The organism is Lacibacter sp. MH-610 (assembly GCF_045780045.1).
Classification (GTDB): Bacteria; Bacteroidota; Bacteroidia; order Chitinophagales; family Chitinophagaceae; genus Lacibacter.
This window is the reverse complement of the sequence record NZ_CP116002.1, coordinates 692,766-711,918: the sequence shown is the minus strand read 5'-3', so window position 1 is coordinate 711,918 and position 19,153 is coordinate 692,766. Positions and strand designations below refer to the sequence as shown.

The following is a 19,153-nucleotide window of genomic DNA, read 5'->3' as shown; positions in this document are numbered from 1 at the left end:
AGTATCAATCTTGATTTCCATCACCCGGCAATAACAGGCTTCAGTTATCTTTAAGCTGAAGTTTAGTTGTATGATCACCCGCAAAAAAATCATTTACCCCGTTAACGAAGCCCTGCGCCGGTACTTACGTTTGTACCAGCGTGAGAAAAAGCTGCCGGTAACTTATACGCAGTTACGGGATTTTCTGGAAACCATTCCTGTAATTGATGCAAGGGGAAAAGATACCTTGTGGGAATCGGTTCTCTACCCGCATGAACAGCAAAACGAAATTCATAACGGGCTCAAGAAAATCTATGCTATGCTCAAAGCCGGTGGTGATGAAAAAGTTCAGCGCCATTTGTACATAGAACGGATTGATTTCTGCACCTTCGGCAACACACATCCCTTCCGCATTAAAATTGTAAACAGCTATAATGATGTGCATGATTACTTCTATGTAAAGATTGCAGATGCCAGCCGGGTGTATGGATTAGAGCTGGAACATATTCTCTCCCCCAACCAGCTTAACTACCTGGTGCATGAAAATACATTGGTTGAGGAGCATATTGCAGGCATACCGGGTGATGTGTTTCTTCCTTTGTACAGTGAGCGGCCGGAGTTTAATCCCAAACGTATCGGCAAAGAGTTTGTAAAATTTAATGAGCGATGTTTTGTACGGTTGCTGGGAGATATGCGTGCGTATAATTTTGTATTTGATATTACGCCGGACTTTGATGATTTCCAGTTCCGCATCCGTGCCATTGATTTTGACCAGCAGTTTTTTGAAGGCAGTTTAAAAATTTACCTGCCGCAATACTTCAAGGAAAATTATCCGTATGTGGATATGGCACTCAAACATTTCAATAAAGATGTGATGATGCAGTACCAGCAGGAAGAACGTGCCCTGATAGCCCGGCGCATTAAAGAAGAACGCCATCGTCTTCGGGATTTAAGAGATATTTTAGTAGCAGATGAAATTTCTACAAGCGAAAAAATTAAACAACTGGGTTTTGAACTCGCTGAGTACTATGAAGACAATGCTTTTGAACGCTGCACCAGCATGGGTGAGTTAATTGACCGGAGTTTGAAAAGAGTATTGGTAACAACGCATGTGAAGCAAAGTAATATGTAAGAAAAAAGCAGCATCACTGCTGCTTTCAATCTGTTAACTGTTAAGTCCTTTCAGCTCATACCAGTTCAATATCAAAGTTCACCAGTTGTACAAACTGCTGAATACGATCATCAATATCCGTTTTTGAAATTTCTTTTAAACGGGTGGTGCCAAATTTCTCTACACAAAAACTGGCCATGGCACTTCCTACAATAATGGCGGTTTTCATGTTGTTGAAGCTTATGTCATTTGTTTTGGCTACATGACCGATAAAACCGCCGGCAAATGTATCACCCGCACCGGTGGGGTCAAATACATCTTCCAGGGGAAGGGCCGGTGCAAAAAACACTTTATCATCATGAAACAGCAGGGCACCGTGTTCACCTTTTTTAATCACGAGGTATTTAGGACCCATCTTCATAATCTCCCTTGCCGCTTTTACCAGTGAAAACTGTCCGCTCAGCTGTCTTGCTTCACTATCATTCACAAATAAAAGATCCACTTTGGCAATCACTTTAGCCAGGTCTTCCATAGCCGTATCCATCCAGAAATTCATGGTGTCCATGGCTATGAGTTTGGGCCGCACTTTGAGTTGCTCAATCACCCGCATCTGAACGGAGGGCAGCAGGTTGCCCAGCATTAAAAATTCACAACCCTGATAACTATCAGGTATCACCGGGTCAAAATCAGCCAATACATTTAATTGCGTATCTAGCGTATCACGGCTGTTCATGTCCATATGATACTTACCGCTCCAGAAAAATGATTTTTCATCTTTTTTAATCTGCACGCCTTCCAGTTGTACCCCTCTTGCAGTAAGTGCATCTAATTCTTCCTGCGGAAAATCACCGCCCACCACACTCACCTGCTGTACGGGTTGTGTAAAATTGGAAGCACTCCAGGCAATATAGGTAGCAGCGCCACCTACGATCTTATCACTTTTACCAAAGGGTGTTTCGATAGCATCAAAGGCCATGGAGCCTACCACAATTAAACTCATATTATAATATATTTTGGAACGGGGCAAAGGTAATGGGAACAGACTTTCAAAACTGCATGCATAAAAAAAAGCGCTCTCAATACAAGAGCGCTTTCATGAGAACGAAAACTCTGCTTATTTATCGCTTTTTACCAGGTCAAAAAATTTGTTATCGCTCATGCCCAGCCACACCCGCTCAATCTGGCTTACATCAAAGGCCTTGTCAAAACATACATATTGAATATGGTTTTGACCGGGCTGAACAGTCCAGTTACAGGCCAGGTCGCCATCCTGTGCCTTGGTGGTATAGTTATAAAACAGGTCGCCGTTTTTGAGCATGATGTAAATTTTGTAATCACTCCATTTAAAAGGATCAGCTCCTTCTTTATTGATAACTGCTATACGCATTTTAGTATAGCCGGTTCCATCATCACGGGTAATAAACTCATTTTTGGTATGGTACACACCAATGATGAAGTTGATTGTTTTGCTGGGGTTAGAAATGGATTCGTAATAAAAAGGGTCAGTCTGGGCTTTTACAGTAACCGGTGCAGCCAGCAAAAAAGCAGCACAAATAAACCCAAGTAAGAAGAGTTTCTGTTTCATGTTTTCAGTTTTAAGAATATGAAGGTACAATAAGGCAGGGCCGGCACAATACCGTGCAGATGGTATTTTTAAAAAAGAAGCAGTATTTACATCATTCAAAATCATAGCTTTGATGCTATACTGTTGAAACAAATTACTTTTGTTATATGGGAAAGCTAAAAGTGGCTAAAAACGAAAGCCGTAAAGACATTATAGTAAAAGCCGGGGCTGACCTGTTCCGGGAAAAAGGGTTTGGCGCTGCCAGTATGCGTGACCTGGCAGAAAACATAGGCATTGAAGCTGCCAGCCTTTACAATCATATCCGTTCAAAGAATGAAATCCTGGAGAGCATTTGTTTTGCAGTGGCCAACCGTTTCAACACGTATTTTGATGAGGTGGAAACAGGCGGCGGCACCGCCCTTGAAAAAGTACAAACCATCCTGCGTTTTCACATTCAGCAGATGATTGAAAATCATGAAGAGGTGATTGTGAGCGACCGGGAATGGAAGCACCTGGATGAACCTTACTTATCTAATTTTCACAACCAGCGCCGGAATTACCGCAAGCGCTTTACCACACTCATTGAAGATGGTATAAAAAAAGGTGAAATAAAAACGATAGATGCTCCCACAGCCATCATTACTATGCTGCATGCGGTAAGTGGTATTGAAAGCTGGCATCGTTCCACTTCAAAAATTTCAGCCAAAGAACTGGAAGATAACATGGTGATTATATTGATTGATGGATTGAGGAAATAAACTGAAGAATGGCCGTACATTTTCACAAGCTTGCTGTAAAAAATATTATTAAAGAAACGGGTGATTGTGTTTCTGTTGAATTTGAGGTTCCTGAAAATCTGAAACAGGAGTTTCAATATACCCAGGGACAAAACATCAACATCAAAACCAATCTCAACGGAGAAGAAATCCGGCGTACGTATTCACTTTGTACCAGTCCGCAGGAAAACAAACTCAAAGTGGCCATTAAGAAAGTAAATGGTGGCGTGTTCAGCACCTATGCTAATGAACAACTGAAAAAGGGTGATGTGCTGGAAGTAATGACACCTCTCGGCAAATTCCACACACCCCTTCACCCCGCTAACAAAAAGAACTATGTGGCTTTTGCAGCCGGTAGCGGTATTACACCCATCATCTCCCTCATTAAAGCAACATTAGCAACTGAACCCGACAGCAGTTTTACATTGGTATATGGCAACCGCAGCCGTTCGTCTATTATCTTTTTTGAAGAGCTGGAAGGATTGAAGAATAAATACATGCAAAGGTTCACCCTTATTCATATTCTGAGCCGGGAGAAAACAGATGCTGCTATCAACTTCGGACGAATCACCAAAGACAAATGCACGCACTTATTTGAAAAGCTGGTGGACCTGCAACATGCAGATGAATTCTTCCTCTGCGGCCCGCAGGAAATGATCATGGATGTGCAGGAGTTTTTAGAAGCCAATGGTGTGAACGAAAAGAAAATCCATTTTGAGTTATTTACTACTGAGAAGAAAAAAGCTGCAAGCCACACGCCACACGCTGCAAGTGAAAACACTCCATCAAGTAAAATTGAAATGAAACTGGATGGCAGGACTTTTCTGTTTGATATTCCTTTAAACAGCGACGCTACCATTCTTGATGCTGCCATGCAACAGGGTGCTGATGTACCTTATGCCTGCAAGGGTGGTGTTTGCTGCACCTGCAAAGCCAAACTGGTGGAAGGCGAGGTGGAAATGGATGTGCATTGGGGGCTGGACCATGAAGAAATCAACAATGGCTTTATCCTCACCTGCCAGGCACACCCCACTACTGAAAAAGTAGTTGTGGATTTTGATGTGAAATAATGATTGAAATCAGCCGCTTACGGTGAATAATACTTTCAACAAGAGCAACAAACAGGCGTTTGTTTCACTTAATTTTGTGAACAAACTCGTTTGCTATGTCCATTCACGATTTAGAACAGCAGTTCCAGCAAAAGATTGATGCGGAAGTTAAGATTGAACCCAAAGACTGGATGCCCGATGCATACAGAAAAACCAACATACGCCAGATTTCTCAGCATGCACACAGCGAAATTGTTGGCATGTTGCCTGAGGGTAACTGGATTACCCGTGCCCCGTCACTCAAACGAAAAGCCATTCTTTTAGCCAAAGTGCAGGATGAAGCCGGGCATGGTTTGTACTTATATTCTGCTGCAGAAACATTGGGTCAAAGCCGGGATGAAATGATTGCTGATCTGCACAGCGGCAAAGCCAAATATTCTTCCATCTTCAACTATCCCACTTTAACATGGGCTGATATGGGAGCCATCGGCTGGCTGGTAGATGGGGCTGCTATTATGAACCAAGTGATGCTCACCCGTACATCTTATGGACCTTATGCAAGAGCGATGGTACGTATCTGTAAAGAAGAAAGTTTTCATCAGCGCCAGGGTTTTGAATCCCTGCTGGTGTTGAGCAAAGGCACTGCTGAGCAGAGAGCCATGTGCCAGGATGCGATTAACCGTTGGTGGTGGCCATCATTGATGATGTTTGGTCCAAAAGATAGTGAGAGTACCAACAGCGACCAAAGCATGAAATGGAAAATCAAACGCAAAACCAATGATGAACTGCGTCAGAATTTTGTGGACATGATTGCCGAGCAGGTGAAAGTATTGGGCATGACGCTTCCTGATAAAGATTTGAAGTGGAATGAAGAGCGTGGTCATTATGATTTTGGGGAAATTAACTGGGATGAATTCTGGAACGTGGTGAAAGGAAACGGGCCCTGTAACAAACAACGTTTAGAAGCAAGACGTAAAGCACACGAAAATGGTAAATGGGTAAGAGAAGCAGCAATGGCGCATGCTGCTAAACAAAAAAACAAATCACAACAAAAAGCAGCTTGATATGAATTTCAACATCAGAAAGTTCTACTACGGCGATATTCCTGAAGAAAAAGGTGGTGGCAGTAATTATCAAACAGAAAAAGATAAAACAGCTTGGCCTTTGTGGGAAGTTTTCATACGCAGTAAACAGGGGCTTGATCATAAACATGTAGGGAGCCTCCATGCAGCCGATGCACAGATGGCAATTGAAAATGCAAGGGATGTGTATACAAGAAGAATGGAAGGCGTGAGCATTTGGGTGGTAGAGAGTAAATACATCACCGCCAGTAATCCGGAAGAAGCGGGTGAGTTGTATGAACCTGCTGTTGATAAAGTGTATCGCCATCCTACCTTTTATCAGTTGCCTGATGAAGTGAATTATATGTGATGATTAATTGATAATTTATTAATGGATAATGAATAATTCTCTCACAGATTACTTACTGCACCTAGCCGATACAACGTTGATACTTTCACATCGTAACAGCGAATGGTGCGGCCATGGACCGATACTGGAACAGGATATTGCATTGACAAATATTTCATTGGATTTGCTCGGTCAATCAAGATTATTTTATCAATATGCTGCTGAACAAATAAACAATTCAAAACAATCAGAGGGCTTAAAAGCTCCCTCTCCTTTGGAGAGGGCGGGGGGTGAGGTTGATGAGGATAAATTAGCCTACTTAAGAACAGAACGTGCCTACAAAAATCTGTTGCTCGTTGAACAACCCAATGGCGATTGGGGACAAACCATTCTTCGCCAATACTTATACAGTCAGTTTCAGCAATTGTTATTTCAGCAATTGCAATATCATAATGATGAACATGTCGCTGCCATCGCCACCAAATCATTAAAAGAAACCAACTATCATGTTCGCTGGAGCAGTGAATGGGTGATTCGTTTGGGCGATGGTACGGATGAAAGCAAACAACGGATGCTTCATGCTGTACATGAATTGTGGCGTTATACCGGTGAACTATTTCTGCCTGCAGATTATGAAACTGTTGCCAACGTTGACTTCAATAGCATTCAACAGCAATGGCATGAAAAAGTAAGCGCCGTTTTTGAAGAAGCGGCATTATCCTTTCCCGAAAAAACATTTATGCAAACAGGCGGTAAAACAGGAATACATACAGAACATCTCGGTTATATTTTGTCTGATTTGCAGTACATGCAAAGAGCATATCCCAACAGTGAATGGTAAACATGACACTTCACACAATTGATAAAAAAGCGATCTATTCTTACCTGGAAGAAATCAAAGACCCGGAAGTACCTGTTTTGTCTATCATCGACTTGGGTATCGTAAGAGATGTGGTAATGCATGAAGATGATGAAGTAGAAGTAAAAATCACACCCACGTATAATGGTTGCCCCGCTATGGATATGATTGCCACCAATATCCGCATCATGCTGGCTACTTTAGGTTTTAAAAAATATAAGGTTACACAAATTCTTTCTCCCGCATGGACAACAGACTGGATGAGTGAAGAAGGCAGGCGTAAGTTGAAGGAATATGGCATTGCCCCACCCAATCCCCGGCAACAGGTTTGTACACCTGATTTGTTTGCAACAGAAGAAGGAGTAGGATGTCCCCATTGCAACTCACATCATACGCACCGCATCAGTGAGTTTGGAAGCACCGCCTGCAAAGCATTGTATCAATGTGATGACTGCAAAGAGCCGTTTGATTATTTTAAGTGTCATTGATATGTGTCAGGCCACTCCAAGTGGCCAGACTCGTAAGTACTTACTTCCACTTTTCTTCCTACCTTCCATTTCATAACAATGACTTGCTATGGATTTTACCATTTATTTAGAAGAAGCCGCACAGGTCTCCATCGCTTTCGTCATTGGTGCTGCCATTGGCATTGAACGTGAGTTTCGCAGTAAACCTGCCGGTTTCCGCACCATGATTTTTATTTGTGTAGGCTCCTGTTTGTACACCATTCTTTCCAAAGAAAGCAATACCATCAGTCCTGACAGGATTGCCAGCAATATTGTAACAGGCGTAGGTTTTATCGGTGCCGGTGTTATTTTTAAAGAAGGTATTACGGTGAATGGATTAACTACTGCCGCTCTCATTTGGATTACAGCAGCATTGGGCATGTCCATCGGCTATCATAATTATCCGTTGGCTTTTGTGGTAAGCAGTATGGTGGTGGTAGCCTTGTTTGTACTGGAACCGGTACAGCAATTCATCAACAAAGTGCATAAAGTAAAAGACTATAAAATAAGAGCAAACGATACAGAACTGATTTTTAAAGAGGAGATGGAAGCTTATTTTAAGCAAAAAGGAATTACGTTTCGCTGTATGAAGATGATCAAAGAAAACAATGAAGCCGTTTACACCTACCGGATCGGTGCTCCGAAATTTGATTACGATATCGTCAACAATTATTTATTGCAACACAGAAGCGTTGTAAGTTTTGATATGTAGTTTTACCCCAAACTTTGTTATGACTCCTGTTCAATTTGAAATCAACAATGCGGTTGCTTATATTCATCTCAACCGTCCTGAAAAATTCAATTCCTTCAACCGTGAAATGGCATTGCTGCTTCAAAACCGATTGGATGAATGCGCATCGTTGCACGAAGTTCGTTGTGTGTATATTACGGGAAACGGCAAGGCTTTCAGTGCCGGCCAGGATATCAGTGAGCTGGTAGGGGAAAATAAAATTGAAATCAAACAAATTCTCAGCGAACATTATAATCCTATTGTAAAGCGTATCCGTAATTTACCAAAGCCTGTTGTTGCAGCTGTAAATGGTGTGGCTGCAGGTGCCGGTGCAAACATTGCGTTGTGTTGTGATATAGTGGTGGCTGCTGAATCAGCTTCCTTCATCCAGGCCTTTTCAAAAATCGGTTTGATACCGGATAGTGGCGGCACATTTACATTACCCAGATTAATCGGTTGGCAAAAAGCAAGTGCATTGATGATGACGGGTGATAAGGTTTCAGCAACAGAAGCCGAAAAGCTGGGCATGTTGTACAAAGTTTTTCCTGATGTAACTTTTGAAGAAGAGAGTAAAAAGATAGCAACTACATTAGCTCAAATGCCTACCAAAGGATTAGCGTATACCAAACACGCCTTGAACCATTCTTTTACCAATAATTGGGAAGAACAATTGCTGCTGGAGGATGAGTTTCAGCAAAAGGCTGCACAAACGCATGATTACAATGAAGGCATTACAGCCTTTCTGCAAAAACGAACTGCAAATTTTAAAGGTGAATAATTATGAGTACTCCCGTAGAAGTTGTGAACCACATGATGCAGCAGGATCGTTTCAGCCAATGGCTGGGTATTGAAGTGCTGGAGATTAATGAAGGTTTCAGCAAAATTAAAATGACCATTCGTGAAGAAATGGTGAATGGCTTTGGCATTGTTCATGGCGGTATTACCTTTTCATTAGCGGATAGTGCTTTTGCCTTTGCCTGCAATAACAGGAACCAATTGTCGGTTGCCTTGGATACCTCCATCAACTTTATAAAACCGGTGCACGTGGGTGATGAATTAACTGCCGTGGCATCAGAAGTGCACAATGGCAAATCAACCGGCCTGTATCATATTGAAATATTCAATCAGAAGAATCACATGGTAGCACAGTTCAAAGGCCTTTGTTTCAGAACAGATAAAACACTCGTATGATTTATTCGTTCAAAGGATTTATACCGGTAGTTCATGAAACATCTTTTGTGCATCCACAGGCAGCAGTAACAGGTAATGTTATTATTGGCAAACATTGTTATATCGGCCCGGGTGCTGCTTTACGGGGTGATTGGGGTGCTATCATCCTGGAAGATGGCTGCAATGTGCAGGAAAACTGTACCATTCATATGTTTCCCGGTACAACCGTTTTGTTGAAAGAAGCCAGTCATATTGGTCACGGCGCCATCATACACGGTGCAACCATCGGAAGAAATTGCCTCGTTGGTATGAACAGTGTAATCATGGATCATGTTATACTGGGCGATGAATGTATTGTAGGTGCGTTGAGCTTTATAAAAGAAGGAGATGTATTTGAAACAAGAAGTTTAATACTGGGTAACCCGGCAAAAAAAATAAAAGAAGTGAGTGATGAAATGATTGCATGGAAAACCAAAGGCACACAACTCTACCAGCAACTACCTGCAGCAATGAAAAACGAATGGAAGCCATGTGAACCTTTGCATGAAGTTGAACCCGATCGGCCTCACCAGGATATTCTTTACGAAACCTGGAAAACAATAAATACAGGGCAAAAGAAGTAACCGAAACAGGTAAACTCTAATCCCCTGAATTTCAGGAAAAAGAAAAAAAACTTGCAATTTTAAAATATTGCGTTTAGTTTTACACCCGAAAGAGACCCGAATATCCGTACAAGAACCTCCCCTTTTAATCTGATTTCCGTACCATTTCCTTTGTAAAAATTTTATTGATTTCAATTCCTGCGTTAACCGCAACATCCTTTATGCCTTGAGGCCATTATTTCTTTACCTCAAACTGAAATCATGAAAAATTTTACGCCTTTCCTGAAAGGGCTGATCAGCTGTATGCTGTTGCTCCCTCTTACCGGTGCTCTTTTTGCTCAAACTATTTCTGTAACACCTTCTTCCACTTCAGTTGTAAGCGGAGGTTTGGTAAGTTTCACTGTTAATACAGATGGTCCCGGTTGGGCAAATAATGACAACCGCACTTTTACGTACACCATTACCGGTCCGGCACCTGTAATTCCTGCATCACCGGCCATTTTTAATTGTACTTCCGGTTGTAATACTGAAGTACATAACCTCACTTTTACAGAAGCAGGGGCTTACACTGTTACTGTTTTTGTAGAACGTACACAAAATGGTTCGGGCAGTGCCACTTCATCAACCATTAACATTAATGTTTTTAACCCAAGCCTCTGGGCTACCTCTAACAGCGGAACAAGAATTTCTTCTTTCAGTGTTAGTTCAGGCAACTATTTTGCAGGACCTCAAAACATTTTCACTCCTAATACAGGAACGGGTACCAGCACCGCTGCATTGGCGATGAGCGCCATGCAACCCGGTGTGAATCCCGGTGATCCGTTTACACCCTATTTTTATTGGTTACCGAACACTTCTAACAATAGCGGTGTGGTTGAAGTATATGGCGCTACCATCAGCGGAGCCAATCAAACACTCATTGGTACACTGGATCTTAACGGAGCTTCTACAACAAGTCTTGGCTTTGTACGTCTGGGTATGGGTCCTGATGGAGTATGTTATTTGATTGCAGGTGATGGAAGTACAACGATTTATTTAGCCAGCTTCAAACCAAATGGTGTAACTACCAATGCTAACTTACCGCTGGCTGACCGCTTACAGGTAATTGATGCAGATGTTACCATTGCAGGTACCGGCGTTTCCGCTGCTGATTTTCAGAATGGCGACCTGGCGGTATTAACTGATCCGCAACAAGGGGGCGTAAAAATTTACGCATTAGCCAATATCACAGGCGGAGCTACAAAAATGTTTGTGGGCAAACCCAATGGTTCTTCAACAGTTATGACCAAGGCATGGGATCTGGTGCAGCCCGACGGTAATCCTTTTACAGTAGGTGTAAACGGTGTGGCATTTGATCTTTTTGGCTCCATGTATCTTTCTACCAGCAATGGCATTTATTATGTAAACGCAGGAACCATCAACACTTCCGGTAGTGGTACTGTACAAACAACGCTTGTACAAAGTGTAACAGGTGTACAGGATCTTGCTACCAATGCCTTCCCGCAAGGTTCACCGCTACCAGTAAAACTCAAAAGCTTTTCAGGTGTGTTGAAGAATAATATCGCTACGCTGAATTGGGAAACTGAGTACGAAGAAAACTTTGAATCGTATGAAGTAGAGCGTGCTACCAATCCTTCCCAGTTTACAAAAATTGCAAGCAAAGCACCTGCAGGTGCTACTAATAAAACGGCTTATTACCAGTTAACAGATGATATCAGCAGCCTGAGCAGCAAAGTAGTGTACTACCGTTTAAGAATGGTTGATAAGGATGGTCGTTTTGAATACAGTAATGTAATCATGCTTCGTAGTGACAGTAAGCAAATCAAAAACCTGTTGCTCACTCCTAACCCTGTACAGGGTGCAACTGCTAACGTTCGCATTGAAGCTGAAACAGCAGGCAATGTAATGCTTCGTGTGGTTGACGCCGGCGGAAGCATTGTAATACAACAATGGAATAAACTTTCAGTGGGTGTAAACGCAGTACAAATACAAAACATCAATCGTTTACAACCAGGCGTATATATTTTACAAATGATCACAGGCAACGGAGAAGTTACCAGCACCAGATTTTCTAAGTACTAAAAGACAGGTAAAGAAAAATTCAGCCTGCTAAAACCCTTCCTGCGAAAGCGGGAGGGGTTTTATTTTTAATCAACTACAATTATCGTTGCTTCTCACTAAATGAACATATACGGTTATCTTTGCCGCAATACATGGAAAAGAATTTTATTGATTACATACGCATCTTCTGCAAAAGCGGTCATGGTGGTGCCGGCAGCAAACACTTTGCACGCACCAAGTTTAATCCCAAGGCCGGTCCGGATGGTGGTGATGGCGGCCGTGGTGGTCACATCATTCTTCGTGGTAATAAGAACCTGTGGACCCTGTTGCACCTGCGTTATGTAAAAAATGTATTTGCTGAAAACGGGGAGAATGGAAGTGGAGATAACTGTACAGGTCGCAGCGGTAAGGATTATTTTATTGAAGTACCATTGGGCACTGTTGCAAAAGATGAAGAAACAGGTGCCGTGGAAGCAGAAATATTGGAAGATGGTCAGGAAGTGGTTTGGATCAAAGGGGGACGTGGCGGTTTGGGTAATGCACGTTTTGCCACACCTACCAACCAGGCACCGGAACATGCACAGCCCGGTGAACCCGGTATTGAAAGCACGAAAATTTTAGAATTAAAAGTACTGGCCGATGTAGGATTGGTAGGCTTTCCCAATGCGGGCAAATCAACCTTGCTTTCCAGTATTACAGCTGCCAGACCCAAAGTAGCTGATTATGCATTTACTACATTAACACCACAATTAGGTATGGTGGAATACAGAGACGGACTTAGTTTTTGTATTGCTGATTTGCCGGGAATTATTGAAGGTGCGGCCGAAGGAAAAGGGCTGGGCCATCGTTTCTTACGTCATATTGAACGCAACTCGGTATTGTTGTTTTTAATTCCTGCAGACAGTAAAGACCACCGTAAGGAGTTTGAGATCCTGTATACTGAACTAAAGGAATACAATCCTGAAATGTTACAAAAGCAATTTCTGATTGCTATCAGCAAAAGTGATATGCTGGATGAAGAGTTGAGAGAAGCCATCAGCAAAGAGTTACCGAAAAACATTCCGCATATCTTTATTTCATCTGTAACACAACAGGGATTAACAGATCTGAAAGATTTATTGTGGAAAGAGTTGAATGGTTAGCATCAGTAATTTTTTGAAACCGACAACACCACTTTGAAAGAATTATTCACTGCTTCATGGCAGCACATCAGGCAAAGTTTTTCCATCCTAACTTATGGGTTATGTTTTCTTGTAATAAGTATTGCCTGCTGGCTCAACTATGGCGGCATCATTTCCTTATGGCCTGAGGAATCTTCGTTCTATCATTCCTTGCTATTTTTATTCCTGCTGTTTTTTGTTTTTTTCCTGCTTGGTTTTTTATTTACAGCACTACAACGCAACGTACAAACTAACTTCACCGGTAATTATAAATGGATACTGCTTTTAGCGCCACTGTTGTTTTCCTTAAAAGTAGCATTACCCTTTGACGAAGTAGTGTTGCAAAACACTTCACCTTCTTTTCAAACGGCTTTTCAAAAACCTGCAGGTTGGCTGGGAGCTTTGCTCTTTATGATTCCTGCTATTGGCCTACTGCATTTCATCTTTGAAAAAAACCAAGGATTGTATTTTATAAAAAAGTCTAACAGCTATCAACCCTATTTCATTTTATTACTCTGCATGCTGCCGTTGCTGGTGGCTGCTGCTGTACAACCGGCTTTTCAGGAGGTTTATCCAAGGGCAAAAGATGTAACAATGGCATTGGGTAGTTCCGCATCATTAATACATTACAGCTTGTTTGAGTTGAGTTATGCCTTAGACTTTATTACGATTGAGTTATTTTTCAGAGGGCTGTTGATCGCTGTGTTGAGTCGTGTATTAGGGGTGCATTGCATTATACCCGTTGCATTATTTTATTTTTCCATTCATTTAGGTAAACCCATGCAGGAAGCCATCAGCAGTTTTTTCGGCGGATTGATACTGGGGGCGGTGAGTTATGAAACCAAAAGCATCTGGGGTGGATGGATGGTGCATTGCGGTATTGCATTGCTCATGGAGTTACTGGCCTTTGTTTTTTAACAACATCATGCGGTGTTGTTCGTTAATTTTATCATCTAAATCATTTTATGAAATTCATATACAGTATTTGTTTTCTGTTTGTTATCGTGCAGAGTTCGGCTCATGCACAATCCACAAGAGAGTTACGCAAATCCATAGAACTGATCATGCCCAAGGGCAATGGTGATAACGGTGGTACAGTAGCCGTGAATCTCAAAAACAGAAATATCTATGCCACCATCGTTGGGAATAAAACCTACAGCATGGCTTTTTTTAATAACGTAGGTGAAATGGTTTCGCCACCTGACCTGGCATTGCTGGCAGATATCCGTGGACTTTGGTACAATCCTGTATTGAAAACATTCCAGGCAAATACCTTTGGCGGCAACTGGGTGAATTACGTAATTGATGATGCCGGTATTCCCTATGATGTAAAAACTGTATTTAACAGCGTACCTCAACCCATTCCAAACAGTGTCGCTGTGTTCAATCAAAGGGAAAATGTAGTGTACTTTTTAAAAGGATCAACGGTAGTTACCGTTGATGTGGGTACCGGTAAACCTGTGCCTGAAAAAACATATACTTTAAAAATCGGTTATACCAAAAAGAATCCCGCCCCGGCTGATTATAAAGCAGACAGTACCAAAGTGCCTTCCAATTACAATACTACCACTGTCATCTTCACCGGAATGACTAACGCAGAATTTGGCTTATTGAATATTGCCACCAAAGAAATTGAGTTGTACAGCCGGCAGGATGGATTGCTGTACCAGAAGCTGAAACTGCCGAAAGATATTGTGCTCACTGAAAAATTCAATTTCGGATTTGCCAACAGCACTTACTTTGTTTTTGATAAAAACAAAAGACGCTGGGTAGGTTACCGGTAAACAATATGCACAGTTTGTTGAAAAATGAAACCCTGTTCTTTACTGACAGGGTTTTATTTTTAGACCATGCAACAATGTTTGTTTTGCGGTCACATCGTTACACTCATTCATGTACACGGACATTATCAATGCCCGGTTTGTACTACCAACGCATTGCCCTGTTGTGATGGAGATAATTGTGAGACCAATTTTTTGATGAAAGAGGATTTGACTTATAAACCAAAGCTCCGCAATGTATCAGACGTACAAGTGTGCGACGCAAATACGCCTGATAGGAGCACCCAAGCTCACTGACAAAAATCCTTCTTTCTCTTCCTCTTTTACCTTAGGTTTGTCACACTAAAATTTGAAACATGAAGAAGTTTTTTATTTCGGTTGTATTGGTGTTTTCGCTGCTTCGTTCGTATGCAGATGAGGGCATGTGGTTGCCTTTACTGCTGGGAGAGCAGGTATATGCAGAAATGCAGAAAAAAGGATTGAAGCTTACCAAGGAACAATTGTACAGCATCAACAAAGCATCGTTAAAAGATGCCATCATTATTTTCGGCAACGGTTGTACCGGTGAAATTGTGAGCAGCCAGGGATTGATCTTTACCAATCACCATTGCGGATACGGCGCCATAGCTGCAGCCTCCAGTGTAGAAAATAATTACCTGCGTGATGGTTTTTATGCAAAGAGTAATAAAGAAGAAATTAAAACCGGTCTCACGGTTCAGTTCCTTGTACGTATTGATGATGTAACCAAAGAAGTGAATGATTCACTCGGTACTTTACTGGGCAAAGCAAGAGCTGATAAACAGGCTGCGGTACTGGCAGCGATCAATAAACGACTGAGCGATGCAGGTGCTTTTATTGAATGCAGGGTAAGTCCTTTGTTTAAGGGCAACCAGTTTTTAGCCTTTATTTATCAACGCTACAAAGACATTCGTTTAGTAAGTACACCACCAGAAAGTGTTGGCAAGTTTGGCGGTGATACGGATAACTGGGAATGGCCACGTCATACCGGTGATTTCAGTGTGTTTCGTGTGTATGCTTCCAAAGATGGAAAGCCTTCTGAATACAATGCTGAGAATACACCGTTGAAACCGAAATACTTTTTACCGGTAAGCATCAAAGGAATTAAAGATGGCGATTTTGCCATGACCTGGGGCTATCCAGGCAGCACCAACCGTTATGAATCTTCCTTCGGTATCAAACTTTCAACTGATGTAAACAATCCTACGTTGGTGAAGTTGCGTGACATGCGTTTGAAATACATGTTTGCAGAAATGCAGAAAGATGCAGGCACCAAACTCAAACTGGCCAGTGATTATGCAAGCATTGCCAACTACTGGAAGTTTTATGATGGCGAAACAAAACAGTTGCTGAAATATGATGTATTCGGACAAAAACAAAAAGCAGAGCAGGAATTCAAAGCATGGGCGAAAGACAAACCGGAGTACGCAGCCATTTTCCCCGAATGGGAAAAAGTGTACAATGCCTGGCAGCCTTATGCATTGCACCGCATGTATATGAATGAGGGAATATTTGGCTCGCCGCTTCTTTCATTTGCTGCATCACTTATACAATTAGAAGCCGCATTGGTAAAAACTAATGCCACAAAAGAGGATGTAAAAAAAGCTATGGACGCTATTGTTACATCACGTAAGAGTTTTTTAGCAAGTCATGACCGCATGAGTGATCAGAATATTGTTGGCAGTGTATTGATGATGTATTATGCAGATGTGCCGAAAGAACAACATCCCATCAGTTTCTTTGAAACGGTTAAATCCAACTTCGGTGATTTGAAAGATGAAACCACCTGGAAAAAGTATGCGGCGGCTGTGTTTGGTAATACCATGATTTTAAATGAAGATAAGTGGAATGCTTTTGTTGCCAATCCGGATGCCGTAAAGTTGCAGGAAGATTTAGCGTTCAACATTGCCGGTGCGTTCTTCAAAAACTGGAATACAAAGTTTTTACCCCGCTTCCAGGAGTTCACCATCAAGAATAATGATCTCGGCAGGTTATACTTAAAAGGCATTATGGAAATGAATCCCACTAAGGCAAAGAAAATGTATCCTGATGCTACGTTTACAATGCGGGTGAGCTATGGCAATGTAAAAAGTTATGTGCCCCGTGATGCCGTGAAGTATGATTTTGTTACCACCAGCAAAGGATTGCTGGAAAAATACAAAGCAGGTGATTACGAATTCGATCTGCCGGGGAAGCAAATTGAGTTGCTGAAGAAGCGTGACTTTGGTCAATATGCTGATCCGCTCCGTAAAGAACTGGTGATCGCCTTTATTACCACCAATGATATTACCGGAGGTAACAGCGGCTCGCCTGTGATTGATGCCAATGGCAATTTGCTGGGACTTGTGTTTGATGGTAACTATGAAGCCTTGAGTCATAAACTGGCATTTGATAAAGATCTCAACCGTACGATTTGTGTAGACATCCGTTATGTGTTGTGGTGTATTGACAAGTTAGGTGGTGCCGGGCATTTGATTAAAGAGTTGAAACTGGTGAAGTAATAGCAGTCGCCCCCATCCCCTGAAGGGGAGTAAGAAGCCCTCCAACAATTCATTGGAGGGCTTCTTATTTTATTTACGCTGATAGAATATAGTACGCTGGTGTCAGGACGCCGTGGAGGCGTCAGACACCTTGATTATGAAGCGATCTAAACTTTATAAAATGAATTGTAGTCCTCCTCCCAGGTGTCTGACGTCTGCGACGTCCTGACACCACAAGCCTCCTTATATTTACACATTATAAAATCAGAGTATGCCTGCTGTTATTTCTTCCATTGAAATTTATAAACTCTCCATTCCGCTCAAGCAACCTTTTGTGATTTCTTTAGGGCCGCAGTATGATGCAGATAATATCATTGTGGTGATTCATACGAAAGAAGGAATTACCGGTTGGGGTGAATGCAGTCCGTACATGAGTATCAACGGTGAGAGTATGGACACCTGTTTTATTGTTGGGCAATATTTAGCGAAGGCATTAAAAGGTAAAGACGCCACGGATATTGAAGCCTGTACCAAAATAATGGATAGTATCATCACCAGAAATGAAAACATCAAGAGTGCTTTTGATATGGCCTTGTACGATATAGCAGCACAACAGGCCAATCTACCTTTGTACAGGTTCTTAGGAGGCAGTAAGAACAAAGTGATCTCAACTGATATGACCGTGGGGCTTGGTTCACCGGAGAAAATGGCAAAGGAAGCATTAGAGTATCAACAGGCAGGTTTCCCCTCCATAAAAGTAAAGCTGGGCACAAGTACGGATGCTGATGCAGAACGGATCAAAGCGATTCGTGCTGCCATTGGCCATGAACATCCTTTGCGTATAGATGCCAACCAGGGCTGGAGTGTGGAAACAGCTATTGCAACTTTACAGGCATTGGGTGCTTATAACATTGAACATTGTGAGGAACCCATCGCAAGATGGAATTTTATGGAACTTCCGCAGGTACGTACAAACAGTCCCATAAAAATTATGGCCGATGAAAGTTGCTTTGATCATCATGACGCTGCAAATCTTGCAAGGATCAATGCTGTTGATTATTTCAATATCAAGCTGGGTAAGAGCGGCGGTATTTTTAATGCATTAAAAATTATTGAAACAGCCAAAGCCAATCATATCAAATTGCAGGTGGGGTGTTTTATGGAAAGCCGTCTGGCCATTACTGCACTGGTGCATTTTGCATACAGCAGTGATTTGATTATGCATTATGATCTTGATACACCGTTGCTGTTAAAAGAAGACCCGGTTGTGGGTGGTATGGTGTTTAAAGAAAACGGAATTGTAGAAATAGATGAAGCGATTGGTATTGGCGCAAGGATTGATGAAAGTTATTTGAGGAAATGTGAAAAAGTAGAGATATGAAACTGCTGTTAATGATATTATTTATCAACATTGTTGTTGCCGGTCAAGCACAACAATCTTCCTTTAGAAAGAAAATCGATTCCATTTGCAAATCCATTGATAAAGATGTACAACTGAAAAAGAAAACGTATGCGCAGGAAGAGTTTATGGATCATATTACCGATGAGGGAGGCGAGCTTATAATTTTTTATAAAGACAATACCATACATAGAATTAAAGAGTGGGTAGGCCTATCATACGGCGTAATTATTCGAAATTATTATTTTAGAAACAAAGAACTTTTATTTGTAAAAGAAGAAGAATACAGATATGAAACAGATGAAATAAAAGGTATTAACAAAGAAAAATTATCAAAAGAAGACCTGTTTGTAGGTAAATATTATTTCAAAAAAGATAAGCTGGTTGATGCGGAGACCCTTGGACACAATCGATTTGAAGATGAAAATAATGATGCCGAGAGCGAGTATTTATTTCTGGCAAAAAAACATTTAGCTCTCTTTTTAAAAAAGAAATGAA

At 41.6% G+C, this 19,153-nt stretch carries 20 protein-coding genes; 18 read left to right on the top strand and 2 right to left on the bottom strand.

The genetic code is table 11. From position 1 onward, the window contains the following. Positions 1-70: 70 nt before the first annotated feature. Complete coding sequence (locus PDL71_RS03255) at positions 71-1,111, top strand: hypothetical protein (RefSeq protein ID WP_407525266.1); 1,041 nt, start codon at positions 71-73, stop codon at positions 1,109-1,111. 55 nt (positions 1,112-1,166) lie between these two features. Here PDL71_RS03255 and PDL71_RS03250 read toward each other — a convergent pair whose 3' ends face one another. Both PDL71_RS03250 and PDL71_RS03245 read right to left on the bottom strand, forming a co-directional pair. After that, a complete protein-coding gene (locus PDL71_RS03250) occupies positions 1,167-2,090 on the bottom strand; it encodes a PfkB family carbohydrate kinase (protein WP_407525263.1) in 924 nt (307 codons plus the stop codon). A 114-nt stretch (positions 2,091-2,204) separates the two neighbouring features. After that, positions 2,205-2,675 (bottom strand): hypothetical protein, encoded by a 471-nt coding sequence (locus PDL71_RS03245; RefSeq protein WP_407525260.1) that lies wholly within the window; start codon positions 2,673-2,675, stop codon positions 2,205-2,207. 146 nt (positions 2,676-2,821) lie between these two features. On the opposite strand from PDL71_RS03245, the gene PDL71_RS03240 reads away from it, so the two are divergent. The 17 genes from PDL71_RS03240 (at position 2,822) to PDL71_RS03160 (ending at position 19,152) form a co-directional block, all read left to right on the top strand. Further along, the gene (locus tag PDL71_RS03240; protein ID WP_407525257.1) at positions 2,822-3,412 is read left to right on the top strand and encodes a TetR/AcrR family transcriptional regulator; all 591 of its coding nucleotides are present in this window, start codon (positions 2,822-2,824) and stop codon (positions 3,410-3,412) included. Between the two features lie 8 nt (positions 3,413-3,420). After that, the gene (paaE, locus tag PDL71_RS03235; protein WP_407525254.1) at positions 3,421-4,500 is read left to right on the top strand and encodes a 1,2-phenylacetyl-CoA epoxidase subunit PaaE; all 1,080 of its coding nucleotides are present in this window, start codon (positions 3,421-3,423) and stop codon (positions 4,498-4,500) included. A gap of 95 nt (positions 4,501-4,595) precedes the next feature. Beyond that, entirely contained in the window at positions 4,596-5,543 is a 948-nt protein-coding gene (gene paaA, locus PDL71_RS03230) for a 1,2-phenylacetyl-CoA epoxidase subunit PaaA (protein ID WP_407525251.1), read from the top strand. Positions 5,544-5,580: 37 nt separating this feature from the next. Further along, complete coding sequence (paaB, locus tag PDL71_RS03225; protein ID WP_407528448.1) at positions 5,581-5,910, top strand: 1,2-phenylacetyl-CoA epoxidase subunit PaaB; 330 nt, start codon at positions 5,581-5,583, stop codon at positions 5,908-5,910. 28 nt (positions 5,911-5,938) lie between these two features. Continuing rightward, the gene (gene paaC / locus PDL71_RS03220; protein ID WP_407525249.1) at positions 5,939-6,730 is read left to right on the top strand and encodes a 1,2-phenylacetyl-CoA epoxidase subunit PaaC; all 792 of its coding nucleotides are present in this window, start codon (positions 5,939-5,941) and stop codon (positions 6,728-6,730) included. Positions 6,731-6,732: 2 nt separating this feature from the next. Then, a complete protein-coding gene (paaD, locus tag PDL71_RS03215) occupies positions 6,733-7,236 on the top strand; it encodes a 1,2-phenylacetyl-CoA epoxidase subunit PaaD (protein ID WP_407525246.1) in 504 nt (167 codons plus the stop codon). 88 nt (positions 7,237-7,324) lie between these two features. Beyond that, positions 7,325-7,966 carry an MgtC/SapB family protein gene (locus PDL71_RS03210; RefSeq protein ID WP_407525243.1) on the top strand — a complete coding sequence of 214 codons (642 nt, stop codon included), beginning with the start codon at positions 7,325-7,327 and terminating at the stop codon, positions 7,964-7,966. 19 nt (positions 7,967-7,985) lie between these two features. Beyond that, the gene (locus PDL71_RS03205; RefSeq protein WP_407525240.1) at positions 7,986-8,762 is read left to right on the top strand and encodes an enoyl-CoA hydratase-related protein; all 777 of its coding nucleotides are present in this window, start codon (positions 7,986-7,988) and stop codon (positions 8,760-8,762) included. A gap of 2 nt (positions 8,763-8,764) precedes the next feature. After that, a complete protein-coding gene (gene paaI, locus PDL71_RS03200) occupies positions 8,765-9,175 on the top strand; it encodes a hydroxyphenylacetyl-CoA thioesterase PaaI (protein WP_407525237.1) in 411 nt (136 codons plus the stop codon). Beyond that, positions 9,172-9,777 (top strand): transferase hexapeptide repeat family protein, encoded by a 606-nt coding sequence (locus tag PDL71_RS03195; RefSeq protein ID WP_407525234.1) that lies wholly within the window; start codon positions 9,172-9,174, stop codon positions 9,775-9,777. Before paaI ends, PDL71_RS03195 begins: the two co-directional genes overlap by 4 nt. A 240-nt stretch (positions 9,778-10,017) precedes the next feature. Then, the gene (locus PDL71_RS03190) at positions 10,018-11,838 is read left to right on the top strand and encodes a T9SS type A sorting domain-containing protein (protein ID WP_407525231.1); all 1,821 of its coding nucleotides are present in this window, start codon (positions 10,018-10,020) and stop codon (positions 11,836-11,838) included. 131 nt (positions 11,839-11,969) lie between these two features. Continuing rightward, complete coding sequence (gene obgE, locus PDL71_RS03185; protein WP_407525229.1) at positions 11,970-12,959, top strand: GTPase ObgE; 990 nt, start codon at positions 11,970-11,972, stop codon at positions 12,957-12,959. Positions 12,960-12,992: 33 nt separating this feature from the next. After that, the gene (locus PDL71_RS03180; protein ID WP_407525226.1) at positions 12,993-13,895 is read left to right on the top strand and encodes a CPBP family intramembrane glutamic endopeptidase; all 903 of its coding nucleotides are present in this window, start codon (positions 12,993-12,995) and stop codon (positions 13,893-13,895) included. Positions 13,896-13,942: 47 nt separating this feature from the next. Continuing rightward, a complete protein-coding gene (locus PDL71_RS03175; RefSeq protein ID WP_407525224.1) occupies positions 13,943-14,761 on the top strand; it encodes a hypothetical protein in 819 nt (272 codons plus the stop codon). A gap of 353 nt (positions 14,762-15,114) precedes the next feature. Beyond that, positions 15,115-17,277 carry a S46 family peptidase gene (locus PDL71_RS03170; protein ID WP_407525221.1) on the top strand — a complete coding sequence of 721 codons (2,163 nt, stop codon included), beginning with the start codon at positions 15,115-15,117 and terminating at the stop codon, positions 17,275-17,277. Between the two features lie 250 nt (positions 17,278-17,527). Further along, complete coding sequence (locus PDL71_RS03165) at positions 17,528-18,637, top strand: mandelate racemase/muconate lactonizing enzyme family protein (protein WP_407525218.1); 1,110 nt, start codon at positions 17,528-17,530, stop codon at positions 18,635-18,637. Beyond that, entirely contained in the window at positions 18,634-19,152 is a 519-nt protein-coding gene (locus PDL71_RS03160) for a hypothetical protein (RefSeq protein WP_407525215.1), read from the top strand. The genes PDL71_RS03165 and PDL71_RS03160 overlap by 4 nt, the downstream gene beginning before the upstream one ends. Position 19,153: the final 1 nt, after the last annotated feature.

Bases quoted from the DNA above. Each gene is read 5' to 3' on its own strand.
- PDL71_RS03255 (WP_407525266.1), top strand. From the start codon at position 71: ATGATCACCCGCAAAAAAATCATTTACCCCGTTAACGAAGCCCTGCGC.
- PDL71_RS03250 (WP_407525263.1), bottom strand. From the start codon at position 2,090: ATGAGTTTAATTGTGGTAGGCTCCATGGCCTTTGATGCTATCGAAACA.
- PDL71_RS03245 (WP_407525260.1), bottom strand. From the start codon at position 2,675: ATGAAACAGAAACTCTTCTTACTTGGGTTTATTTGTGCTGCTTTTTTG.
- PDL71_RS03240 (WP_407525257.1), top strand. From the start codon at position 2,822: ATGGGAAAGCTAAAAGTGGCTAAAAACGAAAGCCGTAAAGACATTATA.
- paaE (WP_407525254.1), top strand. From the start codon at position 3,421: ATGGCCGTACATTTTCACAAGCTTGCTGTAAAAAATATTATTAAAGAA.
- paaA (WP_407525251.1), top strand. From the start codon at position 4,596: ATGTCCATTCACGATTTAGAACAGCAGTTCCAGCAAAAGATTGATGCG.
- paaC (WP_407525249.1), top strand. From the start codon at position 5,939: ATGAATAATTCTCTCACAGATTACTTACTGCACCTAGCCGATACAACG.
- paaD (WP_407525246.1), top strand. From the start codon at position 6,733: ATGACACTTCACACAATTGATAAAAAAGCGATCTATTCTTACCTGGAA.
- PDL71_RS03210 (WP_407525243.1), top strand. From the start codon at position 7,325: ATGGATTTTACCATTTATTTAGAAGAAGCCGCACAGGTCTCCATCGCT.
- PDL71_RS03205 (WP_407525240.1), top strand. From the start codon at position 7,986: ATGACTCCTGTTCAATTTGAAATCAACAATGCGGTTGCTTATATTCAT.
- paaI (WP_407525237.1), top strand. From the start codon at position 8,765: ATGAGTACTCCCGTAGAAGTTGTGAACCACATGATGCAGCAGGATCGT.
- PDL71_RS03195 (WP_407525234.1), top strand. From the start codon at position 9,172: ATGATTTATTCGTTCAAAGGATTTATACCGGTAGTTCATGAAACATCT.
- PDL71_RS03190 (WP_407525231.1), top strand. From the start codon at position 10,018: ATGAAAAATTTTACGCCTTTCCTGAAAGGGCTGATCAGCTGTATGCTG.
- obgE (WP_407525229.1), top strand. From the start codon at position 11,970: ATGGAAAAGAATTTTATTGATTACATACGCATCTTCTGCAAAAGCGGT.
- PDL71_RS03175 (WP_407525224.1), top strand. From the start codon at position 13,943: ATGAAATTCATATACAGTATTTGTTTTCTGTTTGTTATCGTGCAGAGT.
- PDL71_RS03170 (WP_407525221.1), top strand. From the start codon at position 15,115: ATGAAGAAGTTTTTTATTTCGGTTGTATTGGTGTTTTCGCTGCTTCGT.
- PDL71_RS03165 (WP_407525218.1), top strand. From the start codon at position 17,528: ATGCCTGCTGTTATTTCTTCCATTGAAATTTATAAACTCTCCATTCCG.
- PDL71_RS03160 (WP_407525215.1), top strand. From the start codon at position 18,634: ATGAAACTGCTGTTAATGATATTATTTATCAACATTGTTGTTGCCGGT.